The 20,614-nt window shown below is 62.2% G+C and carries 18 protein-coding genes; 9 read left to right on the forward strand and 9 right to left on the reverse strand.

All coding sequences use genetic code 11. From position 1 onward, the window contains the following. The first annotated feature begins 25 nt into the window (after positions 1 to 25). The 6 genes from NMAG_RS04840 to NMAG_RS04860 all read left to right on the forward strand — a co-directional run bounded on the left by NMAG_RS04840 (position 26) and on the right by NMAG_RS04860 (position 11,254). Positions 26 to 3,490 (forward strand): GAF domain-containing protein, encoded by a 3,465-nt coding sequence (locus tag NMAG_RS04840; RefSeq protein ID WP_004216844.1) that lies wholly within the window; start codon positions 26 to 28, stop codon positions 3,488 to 3,490. Positions 3,491 to 3,608: 118 nt separating this feature from the next. Next, entirely contained in the window at positions 3,609 to 3,749 is a 141-nt protein-coding gene (locus NMAG_RS21510; RefSeq protein ID WP_004216845.1) for a rubrerythrin-like domain-containing protein, read from the forward strand. Positions 3,750 to 3,875: 126 nt separating this feature from the next. Further along, positions 3,876 to 4,652 carry an NAD(P)H-hydrate dehydratase gene (locus NMAG_RS04845; protein WP_004216846.1) on the forward strand — a complete coding sequence of 259 codons (777 nt, stop codon included), beginning with the start codon at positions 3,876 to 3,878 and terminating at the stop codon, positions 4,650 to 4,652. Positions 4,653 to 4,714: 62 nt separating this feature from the next. Continuing rightward, positions 4,715 to 5,356, forward strand: a complete 642-nt coding sequence (locus NMAG_RS04850) for a class I SAM-dependent methyltransferase (protein ID WP_004216847.1) — start codon at positions 4,715 to 4,717, stop codon at positions 5,354 to 5,356. 94 nt (positions 5,357 to 5,450) lie between these two features. Next, the gene (locus NMAG_RS04855; protein ID WP_004216849.1) at positions 5,451 to 10,022 is read left to right on the forward strand and encodes an ATP-dependent helicase; all 4,572 of its coding nucleotides are present in this window, start codon (positions 5,451 to 5,453) and stop codon (positions 10,020 to 10,022) included. Between the two features lie 350 nt (positions 10,023 to 10,372). Further along, positions 10,373 to 11,254, forward strand: coding sequence for an amidohydrolase family protein (locus NMAG_RS04860; RefSeq protein WP_004216857.1), 882 nt, complete (start codon positions 10,373 to 10,375; stop codon positions 11,252 to 11,254). 328 nt (positions 11,255 to 11,582) lie between these two features. On the opposite strand, the gene NMAG_RS04865 is transcribed toward NMAG_RS04860, so the two are convergent. The 3 genes from NMAG_RS04865 to NMAG_RS04875 form a co-directional block, all read right to left on the reverse strand. Next, the gene (locus tag NMAG_RS04865) at positions 11,583 to 12,356 is read right to left on the reverse strand and encodes an IclR family transcriptional regulator (RefSeq protein WP_004216858.1); all 774 of its coding nucleotides are present in this window, start codon (positions 12,354 to 12,356) and stop codon (positions 11,583 to 11,585) included. Positions 12,357 to 12,444: 88 nt separating this feature from the next. Further along, positions 12,445 to 13,032, reverse strand: coding sequence for an HD domain-containing protein (locus NMAG_RS04870; protein WP_004216859.1), 588 nt, complete (start codon positions 13,030 to 13,032; stop codon positions 12,445 to 12,447). Positions 13,033 to 13,039: 7 nt separating this feature from the next. Further along, positions 13,040 to 13,756 (reverse strand): EthD domain-containing protein, encoded by a 717-nt coding sequence (locus NMAG_RS04875; protein WP_012996453.1) that lies wholly within the window; start codon positions 13,754 to 13,756, stop codon positions 13,040 to 13,042. 244 nt (positions 13,757 to 14,000) lie between these two features. Here NMAG_RS04875 and NMAG_RS04880 point away from each other — a divergent pair, with 244 nt between their 5' ends. After that, on the forward strand, positions 14,001 to 14,975 hold the full coding sequence (locus NMAG_RS04880) for an NAD-dependent epimerase/dehydratase family protein (RefSeq protein ID WP_004216861.1): 975 nt from the start codon (positions 14,001 to 14,003) through the stop codon (positions 14,973 to 14,975). A 39-nt stretch (positions 14,976 to 15,014) separates the two neighbouring features. Here NMAG_RS04880 and NMAG_RS04885 read toward each other — a convergent pair whose 3' ends face one another. The 6 genes from NMAG_RS04885 to paaA all read right to left on the reverse strand — a co-directional run bounded on the left by NMAG_RS04885 (position 15,015) and on the right by paaA (position 18,361). Further along, complete coding sequence (locus tag NMAG_RS04885) at positions 15,015 to 15,401, reverse strand: PaaI family thioesterase (RefSeq protein WP_004216862.1); 387 nt, start codon at positions 15,399 to 15,401, stop codon at positions 15,015 to 15,017. A 138-nt stretch (positions 15,402 to 15,539) separates the two neighbouring features. Then, a complete protein-coding gene (paaE, locus tag NMAG_RS21985; RefSeq protein WP_004216864.1) occupies positions 15,540 to 15,716 on the reverse strand; it encodes a 1,2-phenylacetyl-CoA epoxidase subunit PaaE in 177 nt (58 codons plus the stop codon). Positions 15,717 to 15,732: 16 nt separating this feature from the next. Continuing rightward, positions 15,733 to 16,161: a 1,2-phenylacetyl-CoA epoxidase subunit PaaD gene (gene paaD, locus NMAG_RS04890; protein ID WP_004216866.1), complete on the reverse strand. Its 429-nt coding sequence runs from the start codon at positions 16,159 to 16,161 to the stop codon at positions 15,733 to 15,735. A gap of 6 nt (positions 16,162 to 16,167) precedes the next feature. Further along, positions 16,168 to 17,100, reverse strand: coding sequence for a 1,2-phenylacetyl-CoA epoxidase subunit PaaC (gene paaC / locus NMAG_RS04895; protein ID WP_004216867.1), 933 nt, complete (start codon positions 17,098 to 17,100; stop codon positions 16,168 to 16,170). Continuing rightward, a complete protein-coding gene (paaB, locus tag NMAG_RS04900) occupies positions 17,100 to 17,417 on the reverse strand; it encodes a 1,2-phenylacetyl-CoA epoxidase subunit PaaB (protein WP_004216868.1) in 318 nt (105 codons plus the stop codon). The genes paaC and paaB overlap by 1 nt, the downstream gene beginning before the upstream one ends. 2 nt (positions 17,418 to 17,419) lie before the next feature. Beyond that, positions 17,420 to 18,361 carry a 1,2-phenylacetyl-CoA epoxidase subunit PaaA gene (gene paaA / locus NMAG_RS04905; protein WP_049916404.1) on the reverse strand — a complete coding sequence of 314 codons (942 nt, stop codon included), beginning with the start codon at positions 18,359 to 18,361 and terminating at the stop codon, positions 17,420 to 17,422. A 95-nt stretch (positions 18,362 to 18,456) separates the two neighbouring features. Between paaA and NMAG_RS04910 the strand changes: the two genes are divergently transcribed. Together NMAG_RS04910 and paaK are read left to right on the forward strand one after the other, a co-directional pair. Then, positions 18,457 to 19,101 (forward strand): helix-turn-helix domain-containing protein, encoded by a 645-nt coding sequence (locus tag NMAG_RS04910; RefSeq protein WP_004216870.1) that lies wholly within the window; start codon positions 18,457 to 18,459, stop codon positions 19,099 to 19,101. Between the two features lie 118 nt (positions 19,102 to 19,219). Continuing rightward, positions 19,220 to 20,509, forward strand: a complete 1,290-nt coding sequence (paaK, locus tag NMAG_RS04915) for a phenylacetate--CoA ligase PaaK (RefSeq protein WP_004216871.1) — start codon at positions 19,220 to 19,222, stop codon at positions 20,507 to 20,509. The last annotated feature ends 105 nt before the right edge of the window (positions 20,510 to 20,614 follow it).

Genomic DNA, 20,614 nt, shown 5'->3' on the forward strand with positions numbered 1-20,614 from the left:
CACCCCTGTCACATATTCCCACTGAATGGATACCGCACGGACTGTCGACGCTCCCCCGCCGCAACTGCTCGTCGTCGGGGCTACACTTGCGGACGAGTTCGCTTCTCTCTCCGCCGAGAACGGCGGACGGCTCGCCGGTGCCGACATCGAGTCGGTCCCGTCGTCGTCGGCTGCACTCGAGTGGCTCGACCAGCAGCCGAACGCCGACAGGGTCGACTGCGTGGTGACAGCGGCCGATCTTCCCGACGGGTCGGGACTGGCGCTACTCGAGGCGATTCGGGGGCGCAGCACAGGAGCCGGAGAGGGAGTGGGAAGGGGAGACTCGATAAGTAGCAGGCGAGACGCAACGAGTGGAGACCACAGCGAGATCCCCATCGTCCTCTCGCCGGCGGCAGGTGACGGGAGTGATGCGCTGGCGCGAGCAGCCGCCGCTGCCGGTAGTACCGAGTACGTCCCACGTGTCGGTGAGACGAGAGCGGGCGAAGATACGGAGACAGATTCAGCTCCTGCTGTGGATACCAGCTCGGTCCAGAATGACCCACTCCTGGCAGCCGTCGAGCGGGTACTGTCGCGGGTTGAGCGACGAGACCGACACCGAGAGCAGGCTCGCCAGTTCGAGGCAATCTTCGACGATCCCTCGGCGTACGCCTGGGTGCTCGATTCCGACGGAATCGTCCGACGGGCGAACGAGGGTGCGCTCGCCGACCTCGACGCGACGCCGTCCGACGTTCGCGGGCGCGAACTCTGGTCGCTCGCCTCGTGGGGCCGATTCGATACCTGTCGCGACACGATCGAACAGGCCGTCGAGACGGCTGCGAGCGGCCGGGTGGTACGTCGGGAGATAACGCGCGAGCGGCCGAATAACGAGGTCGAGAGAACCGGAGGTGATGACGAGGCGACAGGAAACGACCGCCAGACGCTCGATCTGACCGTCCGACCAGTCACCGACGGCGACCGCGTCACGACGATCCTCGTCCGCGCAACGGATGTCACCGAGCGCGCGGCACTCGAGTCCGATCTGCGCGAGTCCGAGGAACTTCATCGGGTGACGCTCAATCACATGACCGATACGGTCCTCATCACGAACGACGAGGGTGAGTTTACCTACGTCTGCCCGAACGTGCACTTCATTTTCAGCTACACGGACGAGGAGATCCACGAGATGGGGTCGATCGACGAACTCCTCGGTGCGGACCTGTTCGACCGTGCGGAACTCGCCGAGGACGGCGTGCTCACGGATATTGAGTGTACGGCGACGGACAAGGCGGGTCGCGAGCATACCCTGCTGGTCAACGTCCGCGAGGTCTCGATTCAGGACGGAACGCATCTCTACAGCTGTCGCGATATTACGACCCGCAAGCGCCGTGAGGAGGCGTTGACGGCGCTTCACCGCACCGCTCGCGAGTTGCTGTACGCCGAGACGGATCGCGAAATCGCGGCCATCACTGTCGACGACGCGACGGACGTGCTCGACCTCGAGGCGAGTGCGATCTACCTGTTCGACACCGACGAGAACGTGCTTCGTCCGGCCGCTCGTTCGGAGTCGATGGCGGCGCTTCACGGTCCGCTCTCAGCCCAGCAGGTTGGTCAGGGTATCGTCGGCGACGTCTTCGTCGACGGCGAGAGCCGCCTCCTGGCGGACGTTCACGACTCGCCGCTACTCGCCGAGCCGACGACGGAGATCAGAAGCGCCGCGTTCGTCCCGCTCGGCGATCACGGCGTCTTCGTCGCCGGCTCGCCCGAGGTGGGTGTCTTCGACGAGGTCTCTGGCGAGGTGACTGACCTGCTTGCAACGACAGCGGAGGCGGCGCTCGACCGCGTCGAACGCGAGCGCACGCTTCGGGAGCGCGACCGCGAACTCAAGCGTCAGAACCGCCAGCTGACCAGTCTCAACCAGATCAACGAGATCATCCGCGAGATCGACCAGGAACTCGTCCAGGCCGAAACGCGCGACGAGATCGAACACGGCGTCTGCGACCGGTTGACGGCCACCGACCGCTTCTCGTTCGCCTGGATCGGTACTGACGATCCATCCGGGGAGCGACTCGAGTCTCGTACCCACGGCGGGACGGATCGCGGTCGGGACTACCTCGACAGCGTCTCGCTCTCGCTTCCCGAACAGCCCGCAGAGTCCGCAGCGTCCGTACAGCCCGCAGAGTCCGCAGAGCCCGCAGACGCTGCACAGCCAGCTGACGGAGCCACAGGAGACGAATCGACAGCGACAACAGAAACCGCAACTGCAACCGCACCATCCGTCCACGGCCGCGAACCCGCCGTCAGAACTGCCGTCACACGCGAGGGAACGGTCGTCGCAAACGTCGTCGACGACCTGCGCGAGCAGCCCTGGCGGAGCGAGGCCCTCGCTCGCGAGTATCAGTCGGTCATCAGCGTCCCACTCTCTTACGACGAGTTCTCATACGGTGTCCTGACCGTCTACGCGGACCGACCCGACGCCTTCGACGAGGTCACCCGCGCTGTCCTCACCGAACTCGGCGAAACGATCGCCTCGGCCATCGCTGCGGTCGACCGCAAGCGCGCACTTCTCTCGAACGCGAACACGCGACTCGAGTTCGACGTCGCAGACGAGAACTTCGTTTTCACCCGTCTCGCGACACGCGTAGACTGTACGATCTCGTTCGACGGCGGCGTTCGCCAGCACGAGGACGGGGCGACGGTGTTCGCCTCGGTCGAGGGCGCGCCGGCAGCCGATGTGGCCGCTGCCGCGACAGAACTCGTCGCGGTCACCGATGCACAGGTCGTCAGTGACCATCGACGAGGGGGGTACGGGAGTGTAAACGCGAACGCGAGCGCAACTGTGAGCGCGGACGCGAACTCGAACTCGAACCCGAACCCGGACGCGAACTCGAACTCGAACTCGAACCCGAACCCGGACGCGAACTCGAACTCGAACTCGAACCCGAACCCGGTCTCGAACTCGAACACGAGTACCGACCTATCCGAGTCCGACAGGGCCAACGCCGACGAAACCGACAGCAACGCGAACGGTGAGCGCGGTGGGACGATCAGGCTCGAACTCGCTCGGCCGTTTCCGGCACTCACGCTCGCAGATCATGGCGCGATTCTCCGGAGTGTCCGGGCGACACCGGAGTCGACTCGCGTCGTCGTCGACGTTCCGGCGGATGTCGAGACAGGTAGTGGCGCTGCTGGCGGTGTCGGCACCGGTGCGAGCACCGATATCGTGACAACCGCCTTTTCCGATATCGAACTCCGTTCGAAACGTCGCGTTGACCGGACGACGCCGCGTGATATTCGGGCAGAACTACTCGAGCGCCTAACCGACAGGCAACTCGAGGTGGTCCAGCACGCATACTACAGCGGTTACTTCGAGTCGCCGCGCGAGCGCTCCGGTGAGGAGATTTCGTCGACACTTTCGATTTCGCCGGCCGCGTTCTATCGGCACCATCGGACGGTCCAGCGAAAGCTCTTCACTGTGTTGTTCGACGATCTTGGTATTTCGACACACACGTAGCGGGTTGAATAGTGAACCACTACCTCCAGGTGGTGCTAGATACTCAACGAATACCTTCAACCTATTATCCCTAATATTCCTGAATGTGGCGACTGGTGCGTCACGGCTACCCATAACAATGAAAGACGTCAAACTCGACCCAAGTGAGGAATCGGTTTACGAGTGTTTCGCCTGCGGAACCGTCGTGACGGCGGTTGCACCCGGCTCCTGTCCCGACTGCAGCGACGACATGCGAAATCGCGGAACACCGATCGAGTAGGGTCGTTTCACGGCCGCCAGTCCTCGTCAGTCGGACCCACTCACCACACTCACCCATCGAGAGCACCTGCTTCAACCGGAACACGCCTGCCGAATCCCCAACCCGCCGTGACGACGTACACTCTGTATGGGTCGCCTGCAACGAACGCTCTCGAACATTTCCGAGGAGAGCGACACCGACAACGGCCGCGTCGCGGTCGTCGGCGGTAGCATCGAGTATCCAAACCAACCTGCACTCGTCGGACGTGCAGCACTCCGAACTGGAACGGATCACGTTCGAACGCTGGTCCCGGAAGCGCTCTACGCACCCGTCGCCGGTTCGTCGCCAAATCTGCTCGTGAGCCCCTACGACGGCGATCAGTTCGATCAGGACGCAGCAGCCGACGCGGTCGATATCTGCGAGTGGGCCGACGCACTCGTCATCGGCCCCGGCCTCGTCGACGCCGAGGCGGACGCGATCCGTGATGTCCTCGAGCGAACCGACATCCCCGTCGTCGTCGACGCGCTCGCGATCGAACCCGCACTCGAGTCGGATCTTTCGAGGGCCGTGCTCACGCCGAGTGGGTCGGAGGACGGTCCGATCTACGAGGCCTACGGCTCGCTCAGGGCGTTCACCGAAGAAACAGGGGCAGTCATCACGCTGACTGGTGGCGTGGACGTAATCGTGACGACGGGTGAGCGACTCGAGAACGACACCGGCACGTCGGCGCTGACCGTCGCGGGAACGGGCGATACACTGGCCGGCATCACGGCGTCGTTGCTGGGTCAGGAGATGGATCGTCAGGACGCAGCGGAGCTCGGTGCCTGGATTCTCGGCAAGAGTGGCGAACTCGCGACGGCCGAGTACGGGCCGGGCGTGGTTGCGACGGACGTGATCGAGTGTATTCCGAAGACGATCCGATGAATCGTAGCCGCTGCCCCGGAGGCCGACCGAATCGATATCACGCCGGCTACCATGGATAGAATATGGGCGCATCTGCCGACACGAGCGACATTTCACATCCGCTAGTCGCGACAGTGTACGACCTCGTCGTGCCGGATCGACTCCTGTTCGAATCCCACCGGCGGTATCTAACCCGAGACCTCTCGGGTCGCGTACTCGACATCGGGGCAGGGACAGGCGCGAACTTCCCGTACCTCGCGGAGGCCGCTCCGTCGGTCGAGATTCACGCGATCGAACCGGACCGATACATGCGCCGCCAGGCGGTTACCAAGGCGAGAAACTCCGGGTGCGCGGTCGACCTTCGAGCTGCTCGCGCCGAGTCACTTCCCTACCCGGACGACGCCTTCGACGTCGTGCTCGCCAGTCTCGTCTTCTGTACGATCCAGGAGCCTGACGCTGCACTCGAGGAGGTCGCGCGCGTGCTCAAACCTGGCGGCGAACTTCGCTTTCTCGAGCACGTTCATGCCGACGGCTGGCGCGGGACTGGACAGCACGTCTTGAATCCGCTCTGGGAGCGCGTCGCCGGCGGCTGTCAACTGACTCGCGACACCGTCGAGCGGTTCGTCTGTCACGACGCCTTCGCCGTCGAGCAGATCGAACGGATCGACCGCGGCATCTTCCCGGCGACGCCGATCGTTCGCGGGACGCTGCGGCGACGCCAGTGACGCGGGAGCACTCCGGATCAGTTGGAGTCACCACTGTTTCACTTTCGCTCCGGTGGGCAAACCCTCTTACACGCCGGTCCCCCAGACGGAGGTGATGGATGGGTCCGCGCGCCGCGAGTTGCCGATCGACGACGACGCTCTCCCCTTCGATCCCGAGACTGCGACGGTCGACGACCGGGATGTCTTCGACCTGCTCGAACCCGCCGTCCAGGAGTGGTGGCTCGCGGAGTTCGGCGAGTTCGTCCCCGAGAACGACGGTTTCTTTACGCCACCACAGCAGGGGGCGATCCCGAAGATTCACGAAGGACAGAACACGCTGATCTGTGCGCCGACCGGTAGCGGAAAGTGTGTCAAACCGGATACGCCGATTATCGTTCGAGACGATGGAGAGGCAACAGTCCTTCGAGCAACTGAGCTTCTCGAACGACGGAATCGAAAAGTCACGGATGTCGACGAAGACGGAGAACTGTACACGAGTTCAGTCGAGGCGTATTCGCTTGACGAAGACGAACTCACACTCCAGCAGTCGATGGTCTATTCGGAGACCTACGACGGACCGATCCATCGAATTCAAACGTCGTACGGGAGAGAGATCGAAGTCACACCGAACCATCCGCTTCTTGTCGAGACATCGTCGGGTCCCGAGTGGCGATCCGCAAGCAAGATTGAAGACGGAGACCGGATCGGGATTCCTCAACATATCAATCTCCCCGAACGTGATATCGAGCTTGACGTTAGTGCAGCACACGATCAGCTTCGATCGGAATTTCCGCTTGTTGCGACCGAGGCTGAGTCGGATCGCGTCCTCGCTCATCTCGAGGATGAGGCACCTATTTCGGCGTTTGCCGAGTACGAACGACGGCTTGCGCTTGCACTCGCAGGCCTTTCTTTTTCAGACGTCGCAGACAGACTGTCGATTAGCCTCGCATCTGTCTCAAATCTCGTACACGGTAGAAGCGAGTACTGTTCTGAAGAATTTCTCCAGATAATTCGAGAATCGTATACGCCGCTTCGGTCCGGTGAGGTACTTGTTAAAACAGACAACGGTCGCGTTTCCCGATTTTGCTATCCTACCACGCTCGATTCCGAACTCGCAGAACTGGCAGCATTTGTCCTCGCAGAGGGCTTGATCGGCGAGTATGAACGGAGCCGGTTTGTACTGATCTCGCAGAAGAATCGGACCGAACTTCTCGAACGCACGATAGAGACCATGCGAGACCGATTCGGTATCGAATTCGAACAAAAGTCAGAGAGTGACTACATCATCTCCGATTCGGCGTTTTCCGTGTTCTTTGCAGAATTACTCGATATCGAACCCGGTCCGGGACGAGACGTCCCGCTTCCGAACTGGGTATTGAACGCGTCGAAACCAATCAAACGGTCGTTCCTTTCGACATTTCTGTCGGTAGAGGCCGAGGCTCGATACAATGAAATCCGTCTCGGACAAGCTAACGAGCTAAAGATAGAGCAATTGATATACCTTCTCCTCTCGTTCGGAATTATCCCGGCCCGCAGCAGACGGGAGAAATACGCAGCGAACACGGACGAACAAACGCGGCGAACGTACTATTCGCTCACGATTCGTGGAATCGACAATCTGTCAACGCTCCTCACGGAGTGTTCGATCGTCCATCCAAACCTTGAGGAGATAGAAGCACACGTCTCAAAGGAGCGTAACGGAAATCACATTGGACGACACGCGTTCGACTATCGGGACATTCGTGCACTGTCGAAATATTTCGAGAATGATCGGGAGTTCAACGCCGAACTCGGCAATATCTACGAAGTGGCCAGACGAAGTGGATATCTTACAGAACGGGCGTTGGGGAAACTATCTACGACGCTCCAGTCACTCCCATCCGACGAGACGACACGCAAACTCGCTGCAAAGATTGACGATATCCAATCCCAAAATATTGCCTGGGTATCTGTCGAATCGAACGAGGCCTCCTCATACAGCGGTCAGATCGTTGACCTCAGTGTGCCGGATACACACAACTACGTCGGCGGTCGTGGCGGGCTATATCTCCATAACACGCTCGCAGCGTTCACATCAATTATCGATGAACTCTACCGATGTGACCGCAAATCCAAAGACGGCCTCGAAAACTCCGTTTACTGTCTCTACATCTCCCCGCTCAAATCCCTCGCGAACGACATTCACCGCAATCTCGAGGTGCCACTCGAGGGAATCGAATCGATCGTCGACGACCGGGACGACGGGGAATCGATGGGCGAAATACGCCACGCCATCCGCCACGGCGACACGTCCTCGAGCGACCGCCAGAAGATGCTCGAGGAGACGCCACATATCCTCAATACGACGCCCGAGACGCTGGCCATCCTGCTGAACTCGCCGAAGTTCCGCGAGAAGCTTCGGACGGTGGAGTACATCATCGTCGACGAAATTCACTCACTCGCAGCGGGCAAGCGAGGCACCCACCTGTCAGTCAGTCTCGAACGACTCGCGGCAATGACCGACCACGAAATCACCAGAATCGGCTGTTCGGCGACCATCGAACCACTTTCGGAGGTTGCGGAGTTTCTGGTCGGGCGCGAGGAGCCGAGCATGCCAACGGGCGGCGACGCAGCTGCTAACGGCTCGTCGGCCGCTGACGCAGCGGCTGGCGACGCGACGAGCGCCGACACAGCACCAGCGCCTTCCGAAGCCGAACCGAAAAGCGAACCACGCGACTACGACATCGTCGACGCCCGCTTCGCCCGCGAGTTCGACATCGAACTCGAGTGCCCCACCGACGACCTGATCAACACCTCCCGCGAGGTCGTCCAGGACCGGTTCTACCGAATGCTCCACGAGCACATCCAGGACCACACAAACACGCTCGTCTTCACGAACACCAGATCCGGCGCGGAACGAGTGTTGCACACCCTTCGCGAGCAGTTCGACGCCTACACCGAGGACAACTCGGGCTGTCACCACGGCAGCCTCTCGAAGGACGTCCGACAGAATATCGAGTCCCGGCTGAAGGAAGGCAGCCTCGACGTCGTCACCTCCTCGACGAGCCTCGAACTGGGAATCGACATGCCCCACGTCGACCTCGTCGTGCAGGTCGGCTCACCCAAATCCGTCGCCGCGCTCCTCCAGCGCGTCGGCCGCGCGGGCCACCGCGTCGGACAGACCGTGACGGGCCGGGTGATCGCCCTCGACCGGGACGAGCTACTCGAGTGCGCGGTCATGCTGAAGAAGGCCGAAGACGGGTTCGTCGACTCCGTCTCGATTCCCGAGAACGCCCAGGACGTGGCGGCCCAGCACGTCTACGGGATGGCAATCGCGGAGATTCGACCGGAGGCCGAGATCACGGAGATTCTCCGCCGGGCCTACCCGTACCGCAACTACTCCGAAGCCGAGTTCGAGTCGCTCATGCGCTATCTGACTGCCGAGTACGCGGGCATGGAGGAGAAGAACGTCTACGCGAAAGTCTGGCGTGATACGAACGACGCGCCAGATGGGGAGCACCACTACGAGGAGTTCCCCGTCGGCAAACCGCTGATCGGCAAGCGCGGTCGGCTGGCGCGGGTGATCTACATGACCAACATCGGGACGATTCCGGACTCGTTCACCTGCGACGTCTCCACCCGCGCCGGCGACGAGTGGGTCGGCCAACTCGACGAGAACTACCTCGACACCCTGGAGAAGGGCGATGTCTTCGTGCTCGGTGGTGACCACTTCGAGTTCCGCTATCGGCGTGGCTCGAAGGTCTACGTCGACCGCACGAGTGCCCGCCCAACAGTTCCGTCGTGGTACTCCGAGCGACTCCCGCTCTCCTACGACCTCGGCTGTGAGATCCTCGACTTTCAGGCAGAACTGCTCGCCCACTACGAAGCGGGTGGCCCGCCGCGCGTTCGTGCCTGGCTCCGCGAGTTCCCGCTGGACGACGACAGCGTCCGTGCGATCGCACGGCTGTTCGACCACCAGCTTCGGTACGCCGGCGCGGAGAGCGTGAGCACACCAGACCGGCTCGCGATCGAGGTCGAACGCGACCGTCAGGAGTACGAGCGCCACTACTACGTCCACTCCGCGTACGGGCGCAAATTCAACGACGGTCTCTCGCGGCTGCTCGCCTACTACTGCGCCCAGGAGGCGACGGCCAACGTCCGCGTCGCGGTCGCAGACAACGGCTTCGTGCTCTCGATGCCGCTCAACCGGAAGGTCGACGTGGAAGGCATCTTCGACGACCTCGATCCCGAGCGGGTCCGCGAAGACCTACGGGCTGCCATCGACGGCACCGACCTCCTCCAGCGCTACTTCCGAATCAACGCAACCCGGTCGCTGATGATCCTCAAACGCTACAAGGGCTACGAGAAGTCCGCCAGCGAACAGCAAGTCTCGAGCGAGATGCTCCTCGGATTTGCGCAGGATCTGGAGGAGTTCGCCGTCATTGAGGAGACCTACCGCGAAATTCTCGAAGACAAACTCAACGTGGACGCACTCGAGTCGTTCGTCGCTGCACTCGAGTCCGACGAAATCGAGGTCGAGCGTACGCTGCTCGATTCCCCGACGCCGCGGGCGTTCGGGCTGGCGACGCTTTCGGCGAGCGACGTGGTGCTCGCGGAGGATGAGAGTGCGGCACTCCAGGCGTTTCACGAGCACGTCCTCGACGAGATTGGGGACGAGTCGATTCGGGAACTCTCGTCTGGTTCGTAGCTATATGTCTGATAAGAAGATATGTCTGTCATAGTATTGGTTTGGTGAGGGACATTCGGTACTGGATACTTCGGGTATGCTAGCATATTGCCCACACGTGCCGTAAGAGCGGCGAACTCTCTCACCCTGAAGTGATTGTGAACACAGGACAGACCTGAGTATAGGGCGACACTCTCGGACTGCAAACGGCCATTATACGAACTATGCCCTCGAGATGGGATTTGGGTAGTGACGGTGGCCGACAATATAACCTTCTGGTATGATTTAGATACTATCGGATTTCATACTGTTCGGTCGACGGCAGTACATTCGTCCGAAGCTACATGTAGACGCACGTTGTCAATCCACACATGGACTTGCCGACGGTGCTCGACGCTGACGAGCCACGCGCAATCGACATGCACGCCCACCAGCCGACCAGCGAGTTCCTCCACGATGCCGGCGGCCAGATGATGCGCGACGCCGCCGACCGCTTCGGCGCTGATCTCGAGACGGACACCTACGAGAATATGCGCGCGGAGTATCACGACGCCGGCGTCGGGAGAGCAATCCTGCTTGGCTGGGACGCCGAGACCAACACCGGCAACCCGCCCGTCCCGAACGACTACGTCGCCGACGTCCGCGACGAGTTCGACGATTTCTTTATCGGCTTCGGCTCCGTCGACCCGCTCAAGGACGACTGCGTCGAGGAGGCGATCCGTTGCGTCGAGGACCTCGAGCTGTCGGGATTCAAGTTCCAGCAAATCGCCCAGGGATTCGATCCCTCCGACCCCGAACACGACGAGCTCTGGGCGACCATCGAGGACCTCGGCGTGCCCGTCGTCTTCCACGGCGGAAACTCGACGCTCGGCGTGTGCTCGCCCGGCGGTCGCGGGCTGAAGATCAAGTACGGCAATCCGATGCTGATCGACGACGTGGCGGCCGAGTACCCCGACCTGCAGATTCTCATCGCCCACCCGGCCTACCCCTGGGAGAAAGAACAACTCGCTATCTGCCAGCAGAAGGGCAACGTCTACATGGACCTCTCGGGCTGGATGCCGCGCTATATCGACGATCAGGTGCTGCACTACGCCAAGACGCTGCTCTCAGACACAGTCATGTTCGGCACTGACTATCCGATGCTCGAACCCAAACCGTGGCTCGAGCAGTTCGCTGAACTGGAGTTCGACGGGGAAACCCAGCGCAAGATTCTCTGGGAAAACGCAGAAGAATTCCTCGGACTGGATGAGTGAGGTTGTGGTAGGGGTACTCGAGTCCCCTCTATCCATTCCCCTCCATCTTTCTCACCACCACACCATCCCGTCCTGTTCGAATAGTGGGAACAGCAATATGGCGAAATCACGAGTAACCGGCAGTGTCGGCACACAGTTCCAGTTACGTACACGGAACAGCACAGCATATTACGGGTGTACACCTGTAATACGTGGGTGATTAACCGTCAGTTCTCGCGCGTAGACCCCTGTTCGATCTGTTCGAACACAGTTACAGAATTGGCGATAATAGGGCTCTAACCCAATTTTGTTACGAGTAGTGGCGAAGAGGATCCCTGACGAGGCCTGCTCAGACGTGAGCCAGATTGACCTCGACCTCGTTGACCGCACCGAGCAGGAGATCAGGCAGGTCCTGCGTGAGCAACTCACCGCGAAGCCGGTTTGCGGGACCGGCGATGCTGATGGCCCCTATGGCGTGCCCGTTTTCGTCTCGGACTGGCGCACCCACAGCGTGGACGCCCGGGACGGACTCTTCCCGGTTGAGTGCGTAGCCCTGCTCGCGGATGGACTCGAGTTCGGCCCGCAATTCGCCCGGGTCCGTAATCGTCTGCGGCGTCCGTTCGTTCAGCCCGTGGCCGTCGATGATCCGGTCGATCTGTCCGTCCGGGAGGTTCGCGAGGATCGCTTTGCCGGCGGCGAACTGGTGTAGGGGCGTGCGATTGCCGACGCGAGCGTGGGTCGTAACCGAGTGTTTTCCCGTTGCGCCGTAGAGGTGGACCCCGATGTCGTCCTCTTCGATCACACACCAGACCTTCTCGTCGGTTTCGGCGGCGAGTTCGTCCACCTTCGGTCTAGCGAGGTCGTACAGTGGGTGTTGGTTCCGGACGTGAATCCCGTAGTCGAGAAACCAGGAACTGAGGCGGTAGCTGTCGCCCGCACGGACGATCAGGCCGCGGTCGGCGAGCGTCTGGAGGTGGCGATGTGCGGTGCTCTTTGCGAGTCCCAGTTCGGTTGCGACCTCGGTAACGCCCATGCCTGTCCGTCCGGCCTGTTTGAGCACGCCGAGCAGGTCAATCGCCGTCTCGACGGTTTCGACGGGTCGGTGATCCGAGTGTGTTGTCATAGATCCACTCTCACGTGGAACTGTAAAAAGTGTGTTCCCGCTATTCGAACACAAGCTGTCTGTCCGCTCATGTGCCGCTATGACGTCGTCAGGACGTTTGCGAGTACTCCTCGACCCACTCCTGCAGCGTGATCCCCATCGCGGACTGCGTAATCGCGTTCGAGGACGCCGAGTTGGCACTTTTGACGAGTTCGGCCTCGAGCGTCCGCGTCGGAACTTCTCCCAGGAAGTGCGGAATCGCCCGCTGCACTGCGAGCGGACAGCCGACCTCGTGGGCGAGCGCATAGCCCGAAATCGAGTGGGGAATCTCCTCGCTGACGTAGCGCGGGTCGGGGTCGTCGAGCAGGTCGTCCGCGACGAACGGCGGGTACTCGTAGCACTTGCCCACGTCGTGGAGAAGACACGCCGCGACGATGGTGTCCAGATCGGGGGCAGCGCCGTGGAACTCACGCTGTTGTGCGGCGGCGTCGATCGCGATCCGTGCCACACCGCGGACGTGCTCGACGTTGGTCACCTCGTCGATATTCCAGGCGTAGGGAATATCCGAAATATCCTGCCAGCCGCCGCGCTCGAGTCCGAGCACCCACGCCTCGACGACCTGCTCGCGGAGGCCCTCGTCCTCGATGGACTCGAGTTCGGGGAAGGCGTCGCGGACCTGTGTTTCGAAGTCAGTCATCAGCTCGTCACCCCTCGTCTGTGACGAGTCGTTCGCGGCCAATGAGCCGCGGGCGTTCGTCGATCGCGAGGAAGTTGTTCACGTCTTCGCGGGCCTCCTTTGCCTTGCCGCGGTCCGGATCGTAGTCCCGTGAGCCCTCGCTGCCGAGCGCATCGTACAGCTTCTCCAGATCGTCGAAGTAGAGTTCGGCGACACCGTCGAACTCGGCGTTTTCGGGGTCGGTCGGAAGCACCGTGTTGTACTTCACGACGCCCTCGATCTCGCGGGCAATGGGCGTGTGGTTCTCCTGCCAGTAGTCGACGAACTCCTCGTGGCTCATCCCGTTCTGGCGGACGAGGAACGCCGAGTGCTTGTAGAGACCGTCAGTATCGCCGCTGACCTCGTCTTTCTGGACGATTTCCTCGCCGATGAGGCGCGGTCGCTCGTCGATCGCGAGGAAGTTGTCCACGTCTCGCCGGGCCTCTGCGGCAACATCCTTTGTCGGATCGTAGTCGCGCGAACCGGGACTGCCAAGCGCGGCGTGCAAGTCCTCGAGCGTCTCGAAGTAGAGTTCGGCAATGCCGTCGAATTCGGCGTTCTCGGGGTCGGTCGGGAGCACCTGCTGGTAGCGAACGACGCCCTCGATTTCCTTCGCGATGGGGGTGTGATTGGTCTGCCAGTAGTCGACGAACTCCTCGTGAGAGCGGTCATCCTGACGGACCAGGAGTGCGACGTGCTTGTACATCACGTGATCACGGTTCTTTTTCACACACAGTGTCATAAATCGTACCGGCGCGTTTCGTCTCGCGGTTGGGCTTCACTACCGGTCGATCGTCGGCCCAGGTCTCTCCGGGTGCACCCCACCGGTAGAGCAAAGTCACTAGCCAGCGACAGTGAGACTGTATGACAGAACCCCTCGCGCACAGCGGCTGTTCCGTTCGTGGGCTACTCCGCACAGACCGCACTCGAGATGGCGTGGTGAGCGAGCGATGACGAGCGAGCACGCCGACGCCACCGTCCTGGTGACCGGCGGCACCGGCTTTATCGGCTCCTACGTCGCTCGCGACCTACTCGAGTACGGCCACGATGTGGTCGCCTACGATCTCTCGACGGACACGGAGATTCTCGAGAAACTCGGCGTCGCGGACGACGTCGAGGTCCGCCGCGGCGACATCTCGGAGCCGACGGAAGTCATCCGAGCGGTCAAGGAGACTGGCGCGACGCACATCATCCACCTCGCTGCGCTTCTGACGACGACGGCGCGGGAGAACCCGCGCGCGGCGGCCGACGTGAATATCCTGGGGACGAACAACGTCTTCGAGGCCGCGCGTACGCTCGACGAGCAGGTCGAGCGCGTCGCCTGGGCCTCTTCCGCGGCGGCCTACGCCCCGCCGCACAACTACGACGCCGACTGGGTCGACGAAGGCGAACTCGTCTACCCGGATACGCTCTACGGCGCGACGAAGGAGTACAACGAGCACCAGGCACGAGTCTACCACGAGGAGTACGGCCTTGACCACGTTGCACTCCGGCCGACCGTCGCCTACGGTCCGTACCGCGAAACCGGCGGCTCGGCGTTCCTCGCGAACATCATCGAGAAGCCGGCGCTCGGCGAGCCTTACAGCGTCGACTACGGCGACCAGGCCATCGACTGGCAACACGTCGCGGACATCGCCCAGGCGTTCCGGAAGGCGGCCTTTACACCCGAGGACGAGCTCACCCAGCGCGTGTACAACGTCCGGGGCGTCCTCGCGACGGTTCGCGAGGCTGCTGAGGCGGTCGAAACCGTGCTCCCGGACGCCGACATCGACGTCTCCGACGACGGCGAACTTCCCTGGACGCAGAATCTGGATATGACGGCTGCTCAGTCCGATCTGGGGTACGACCCCGAGTACGATCTCGAATCCGGCTTCCGCCAGTACATCAACGTGCTTCGGGAGGAGCACGGACTCGAGTCGGTCTGAGGCTTCGAGTTTGATTTTGGCTGTTTCTGCTGTCGCGCGCTATCCCGTCTTATACACGCCACGCGCATCGGCGATGTGCGTCTCGTCTTCAGCCGCGTACACGTCGACATCGACGACGCCCACGTCGCTGCCACAGCGGACGACCTCGGCCTCGGCATAGAGATCTCCCGTCCCGGCCGACAGGTAGTCGATCCGCATGTCGATCGTCGGCACCGGCTGGTCGACCAGCGAGACGAGTGCAGCCCCGCCGACAGTATCCGCTAGCGTGAACGTGACGCCGCCGTGGGCCATCAACTGATCTTCGTTCCAGGAGAGGTCCTCGGTCATCTCGAGTTCCCCTTCGGCGTGACCGTCGGCGCACTCCGTGACGTCGATGCCAAGCAGCGATGCGAAGGGCATACCCTCGAAGAAGGCTTCGGTGTCCATGCCTCACAGTGTCGCACGATCGATAATAAATGTGGCAGTCGGGTGGCTAGTTCTGCAGGTCGTTGACGATGACTTGCACCGTTCGCACTGTCAGCGAACGGGTCCGAACGGACGGCGTGGACGGTCGGTCTTTGCCAGTCACCCGAACGCTTCGAAGGGCTGCTCGCACTCGTTACAGTAGTGCATCGATCGACAGAGCGACGGCCCTTTCGGGTGCTCGCGGACGGTGTTCGTCGACTCGCAGTACGGACACGACGCGCCCGTCGTCTCGCCGCTCGTCGTGGTGCTCGGGTCCGGGTTGGTGTGTCTCCTCATGGGTTCACGCTCACTGTCAGATGCTTAGGCCGAACTCCCGCAGATCTTCTTTCCCCTGTTCGGTTACCAGATCGACCGTCCACGGCGGATTCCAGACGAGCCGAAGCTCGGCGTCGTCGACGCCCTCGACCGCCGCTGCCGTCTCCTCGACCTCCTCGGTTAGCATTTCTCGCGCCGGACAGCCCGAGTAGGTGAGCGTCATGTCGACGGTCGCGACGCCCTCAGCAACGTTGACGCCGTAGATCAGCCCGAGGTCGACGATGCTGATCGGCATCTCCGGATCTTCGATTTCGTAGAGGGCCTCCCAGATATCGGACTCGAGTCCGGTCGCGTCCGCACCAGTTGCTGGGAGCTCTGCGGCAACGTCGCCATCGGCCGATCGGTACTCGGTGTAGGCGCAGGGCGTTGCATCGGTCTCGGTCGATTCTGGACGATTGCTACTCATTCTGATTCACTCCGGAGTTTCCATGATTTTCGTTGGCTCGCTGCGCCCCAGTTCGCGGTAGGTGTGCGTGAAGTCGTCGTAGAGGTCGACCCACGCGTCGGTGTGGGTGCCGTCCCGGCCGCGTTCGTCGGGGAGCGTCTCCTGGGTGACCTCGAATTCGAACTCGCCGTCACCTGTCTGCCCGCTCTCGGGAACGTCGAGGCCGAGCGACTCGAGGTATGGAACGACGATCGCGAGCCACTCCTCACCGAGCTCCTCGAGTGTCGCGGTTCGGAGACCGAGGTCGACGATGTCTGCCTCGATGTCGGAGCCGGCTGCTCGCGGCTCGTCGCCGCTCGCGTCGCTCGCGTCGCGTGGCGGCGCACACGGCTCGAAGATCGTCAGCGCATGCGGAAACAGCCGGTCGAGCGCTGCCTGCAGTCGCTCGTGGCCTTCTCCACTGTCGCTCTCGCCCTCGGCCAGCCGTTCGAGCCAGTTCTGGGCATGCTCGCGGTGATACCCCTCTTCCTGCTGAATCTTCGCGACTCGGTTCGCAATTTTCGGTGACGACGAGTCTTCGAGTGCTTCCAGTCGAAGCTCCTCGGCCACGTCGTAGAGATACGACCGGAGCACTGCGTCCGCCCAGTCGCCCTCTTCGAAGGGAAGCTCGACGAGCGTACTGTGACGGAACTCCGCCGGATCGCGCTCGTAGACGAGTTCTCGCTCCGTGTATCCGAGGTCTCCAAGCACGTCGTACCAGAGCCGGGCGTGTCCGAGTTCGTCCTGTGCGTTGTTCGCCAGCGCGAGGTCGGACTCGAGTGTCGGCGCGCGGACCTGCCACTCGGTGTAGCGCTCGGCGAGGACGAACTCGTCGTCGGCGAGCCGTTTGATCAGGGACTCGAGTGCCTGGCGTTCGCGAGCGCTCAGGTTCTCGGGGTCACTGAAATCTGATGTCGCCATCAGTCGTCACCTCGTTGTTTCTCGGCGGTCGCTTGCTCGTCTTCGGATTCGACGACCTCGCGGGCGTCGGTGCCGGTCGTGTTGTAGGCGGTCGCCCAGCGGTAGCTCTTGTCCGTTGTGCCGCCGAAGGCGACTTCGTCGCTGCCGACTTCGCCGATTTCTTCGCGTGGGACGACCCAGAGGCTGTTCGTTGGTTTGCGCCGGCCGTGCTGGATGGCGGCGAACTGTTTGGCCATCTCGCGGTCGGGTGCGTGGACGTTGCCACAGTGGGTGTGGTACTCACCGGTCTTCGCCTGGCGGAAGACTTCCCAGATCATGATTAGTCGGCCGCCTGTGGCTCGTGGCCACCGGCGGTGGGTGTGTCTGCTTCGATCGTTTCACGGACCCAGTCGACGGCCTCCTGCGCGTGCTTGCGGCCGTTGATCTGGCCCAGTCCCGGTTCGTACTCGTTCTTCGCGATGGTGAAGAACTCGTCCCAGTCGAGGTCGTCCTCCTCGACGGCGTAGGTGCCGTCGTCGCGCTCGCGAATGCGTGGCTCGTCGGGAATCTCGAGGCCGTACTTGCGCGCCTTCGGAATGTACTGATCGAGGAAGGCGTTTCGCAGGTCGTCGTTGGACTGCTGTTTTAACCCGACTGCGGACGCGAAGTCGTGGTGGGTGCTCTTGTCGTCAGTTGGGCCGAAGAACTGGATGATACGCGGCCACCACTCTTCGAAGGCTTCCTGGGTCAACTGCTGTTCTTTTCGGGAGCCAGTCATCAGCTCCTTCAGGATATCCTCGCCGTGTTTGACGTGGAAGCCTTCCTCGAAGCACACCTTATCCATGGCGTGGGCGTAGGGCTCCCAACTGGTCCGGCGCAGGGTCGCCTGCCGGCGCATGGCCGCACCGTCGACGAAGAACGAGATCATCGGCACTTCGACCCAGCTTTTGAGTGGGTAGTGAAAGCAGTTGAGGAACTTGCCGTCGCCGTTTGCGAGGTCGTCGAGCATCTCCTCGCGAGTCTTCACGCCGAGCGATTCCGCCGCGCGGTAGAGCAACTGCCCGTGGCCGATTTCGTCCTGGACCTTCGCGGAGAACGCCAGTTTGCGGTCGATGCTCGGCGACTGGCGGATGAACGGCCGCTCGAGGTACGCCCCCATGATCTCGCTGTTGGCGTGGAACTCGATCATCCGGGTCGCCGCCTCCCGGTACTCCCTGGGAAGGTCGTCCGCGGGGCTGAACTCCCGCGGCCCCGCGCGCTCCTTCACTGTGTTAAGATCCATCATACCACACTAGTGGCTAGAAACGCCCTTAGCGGTTCACTGCCATATACACGGGCTTTAAATAGCACAGTGGTGTCCGGTACACCACAGGTACCATGATCGAGGAGTGTCTCGCCGTCGAATTTCGCGTCCACGACGACGACTGCCCGCTCGCCGAGGCAACCCGCGCCGTCGGCGACGGAATCGACGTCGACGCCCGTCCACCACAGCGGCGCGACGACGGCTACGACCTCCTCCAGTTCAGTTCCGCCCAGTCCGACGCGCTCGTCGACCAACTCGAGTCCGATGACCGCATTCGCTACCTCCACGTCTCCCGAACGAACGGGCGCTCTCGGTACCGCTGTCTCTCGAAACAGCCCTGCGTGGTCCACCGGCTCGTCGATGCCGGCCTGATTGTCGAAACCCTCCAGTACCGCGACGGTGCGGCTATGATCTTTGGTGCTGTGGTTGGCCGAGACGTTCTCAAGGGCGTCATGGAAGCCGCGGGGGAGACGGTCGGTGTCCGACTCGAACGCGTCTACCCGCTCCAGGCCGAAGCCAGGGAGACGCCGACCCAGCGGTGGGACCTCACCCCAGCCCAGGAGGAGTGTATCCGGACGGCACTCGAGATGGGCTACTTCGCGATTCCTCGTGAGACGTCCTCGGAGTCGGTCGCGGCGGAACTGGGGATCAGCAAGTCGGCATTTCTGGAACGGCTTCGGCGGGCAGAAGAGGCACTGTTCCGCCAGATTTTCAGTTGAACTCCGGTGTCGGTTCGTCGCTGTACTGTCGGTCCTCACCACCTCTTTCACTCACTAAACAGTGGTGTGTTCTCACACCCCACCACTTTTGTTTACTGCCGTAGATGTTCGATCGAAGATGGGTTACACGCAGCGAGAGACGGTCCCACGGACGGAGATCAGGGAGTTACAGAACGAACGGCTCCGAGAGACGGTTCGAACCGCCTACGAGAACGTCGACTTCTACCGCGACGAACTCGAGGCGGCCGGTGTCGCGCCAGCGGATATCCAGACCGTCGAAGACATTCACGCCCTGCCGTTTACCACGAAGGAGGACTTTCGTGACGAGTATCCGGACGGCCTCTTTGCCGTCGGTGACGAGGATGTGCAACGAATTCACGCCTCCTCGGGGACGACCGGAAAGCCGAAAATCGTCCCCTACACCGAGGGCGATATCGACGTCTGGAGCGAGGTCGTCGCCCGCTCGCTCGCCGCAGCGGGCGTCGAACCGGGTGACACTGTCCAGAACGCCTACGGCTACGGGCTGTTCACCGGTGGTCTCGGCCTCCACTACGGCATCGAGGAACTCGGCGCGACGGTGATCCCAGTCGGCGGCGGTCAGACCCAGCGCCAGATCGAACTCCTCCAGGATCTGGAGAGCGATTCGCTCTGCTGTACGCCGTCGTACTCGCTGTATCTCGCGGAGACGGCGGCCGAGATGGGTATCGACGTGGCAGACCTCCCCGTTTCGACCGTCATCTTTGGTGCTGAGCCCTGTACCGATCCGATGCGCGAGGAAATCGAAGCGCGCCTCGGCGTCACCGGTATCGACCTCTACGGCCTCTCGGAGATCATCGGCCCCGGGGTCTCGATCGAGTGTCACGAGGCCCAGGACGGCCTGCACATCTGGGAGGACCACTTCTATCCCGAAGTGATCGACCCGACGACCGGCGAGGTGCTGCCCGAGGGCGAGGAGGGCGAACTCGTCCTCACGACGCTCTCGAAAGCGGCGCTCCCGGTCTTGCGCTATCGGACGGGCGATCTGACGACGCTGACCACCGACGAATGCGACTGTGGCCGAACGATGGTCCGCATGGACAACGTCACCGGCCGCGCCGACGACCTCATCATCGTCCGCGGCGTCAACTGCTACCCGAGCGAAATCGAGGACGTGGTACTCGAGTTCGATGCCGTCGAGCCGTACTATCGGATCGATCTTACGCGGGAGGACGGCCTCGACAGGATGGCGGTGACGGTCGAGCACGAGGCTGGGCTGAGTGGGGCTGAGCGTAAGACGTTGCGGGACCGACTGCTGACGCGACTCGAGAACGTGCTTTCGTTCACGCCGGACGAGTTGACGCTCGTCGGGCCTGGTGAGATCGAACGGACGGAGGTCGGGAAGGTGAAACGGGTGTACGACCACCGGTAGCGGTTGCGGCTGTTGGGCGGGTCGTCGCGGTTGGCGTTGAAGCCGAACCCCTCGCCGTCGGCGATATCAATCCACCGGTGCGTTGCGCCGACCCGTCTTCGTGAC

It is taken from the genome of Natrialba magadii ATCC 43099 (assembly GCF_000025625.1).
In the GTDB taxonomy this organism is placed as follows: domain Archaea; phylum Halobacteriota; class Halobacteria; order Halobacteriales; family Natrialbaceae; genus Natrialba; species Natrialba magadii.

What these genes read in the sequence shown, in the direction of transcription:
- NMAG_RS21510 (WP_004216845.1), top strand. Translation starts at nt 3,609, where the DNA reads ATGAAAGACGTCAAACTCGACCCAAGTGAGGAATCGGTTTACGAGTGT.
- NMAG_RS04850 (WP_004216847.1), top strand. Translation starts at nt 4,715, where the DNA reads ATGGGCGCATCTGCCGACACGAGCGACATTTCACATCCGCTAGTCGCG.
- paaC (WP_004216867.1), bottom strand. Translation starts at nt 17,100, where the DNA reads ATGGCGACATCAGATTTCAGTGACCCCGAGAACCTGAGCGCTCGCGAA.
- NMAG_RS04885 (WP_004216862.1), bottom strand. Translation starts at nt 15,401, where the DNA reads ATGGACACCGAAGCCTTCTTCGAGGGTATGCCCTTCGCATCGCTGCTT.
- NMAG_RS04865 (WP_004216858.1), bottom strand. Translation starts at nt 12,356, where the DNA reads ATGACAACACACTCGGATCACCGACCCGTCGAAACCGTCGAGACGGCG.
- paaK (WP_004216871.1), top strand. Translation starts at nt 19,220, where the DNA reads ATGGGTTACACGCAGCGAGAGACGGTCCCACGGACGGAGATCAGGGAG.
- paaB (WP_004216868.1), bottom strand. Translation starts at nt 17,417, where the DNA reads ATGATCTGGGAAGTCTTCCGCCAGGCGAAGACCGGTGAGTACCACACC.
- NMAG_RS04910 (WP_004216870.1), top strand. Translation starts at nt 18,457, where the DNA reads ATGATCGAGGAGTGTCTCGCCGTCGAATTTCGCGTCCACGACGACGAC.
- NMAG_RS04880 (WP_004216861.1), top strand. Translation starts at nt 14,001, where the DNA reads ATGACGAGCGAGCACGCCGACGCCACCGTCCTGGTGACCGGCGGCACC.
- paaA (WP_049916404.1), bottom strand. Translation starts at nt 18,361, where the DNA reads ATGGATCTTAACACAGTGAAGGAGCGCGCGGGGCCGCGGGAGTTCAGC.
- paaE (WP_004216864.1), bottom strand. Translation starts at nt 15,716, where the DNA reads ATGAGGAGACACACCAACCCGGACCCGAGCACCACGACGAGCGGCGAG.
- NMAG_RS04840 (WP_004216844.1), top strand. Translation starts at nt 26, where the DNA reads ATGGATACCGCACGGACTGTCGACGCTCCCCCGCCGCAACTGCTCGTC.
- NMAG_RS04845 (WP_004216846.1), top strand. Translation starts at nt 3,876, where the DNA reads ATGGGTCGCCTGCAACGAACGCTCTCGAACATTTCCGAGGAGAGCGAC.
- NMAG_RS04875 (WP_012996453.1), bottom strand. Translation starts at nt 13,756, where the DNA reads ATGTACAAGCACGTCGCACTCCTGGTCCGTCAGGATGACCGCTCTCAC.
- NMAG_RS04860 (WP_004216857.1), top strand. Translation starts at nt 10,373, where the DNA reads ATGGACTTGCCGACGGTGCTCGACGCTGACGAGCCACGCGCAATCGAC.
- paaD (WP_004216866.1), bottom strand. Translation starts at nt 16,161, where the DNA reads ATGAGTAGCAATCGTCCAGAATCGACCGAGACCGATGCAACGCCCTGC.
- NMAG_RS04855 (WP_004216849.1), top strand. Translation starts at nt 5,451, where the DNA reads ATGGATGGGTCCGCGCGCCGCGAGTTGCCGATCGACGACGACGCTCTC.
- NMAG_RS04870 (WP_004216859.1), bottom strand. Translation starts at nt 13,032, where the DNA reads ATGACTGACTTCGAAACACAGGTCCGCGACGCCTTCCCCGAACTCGAG.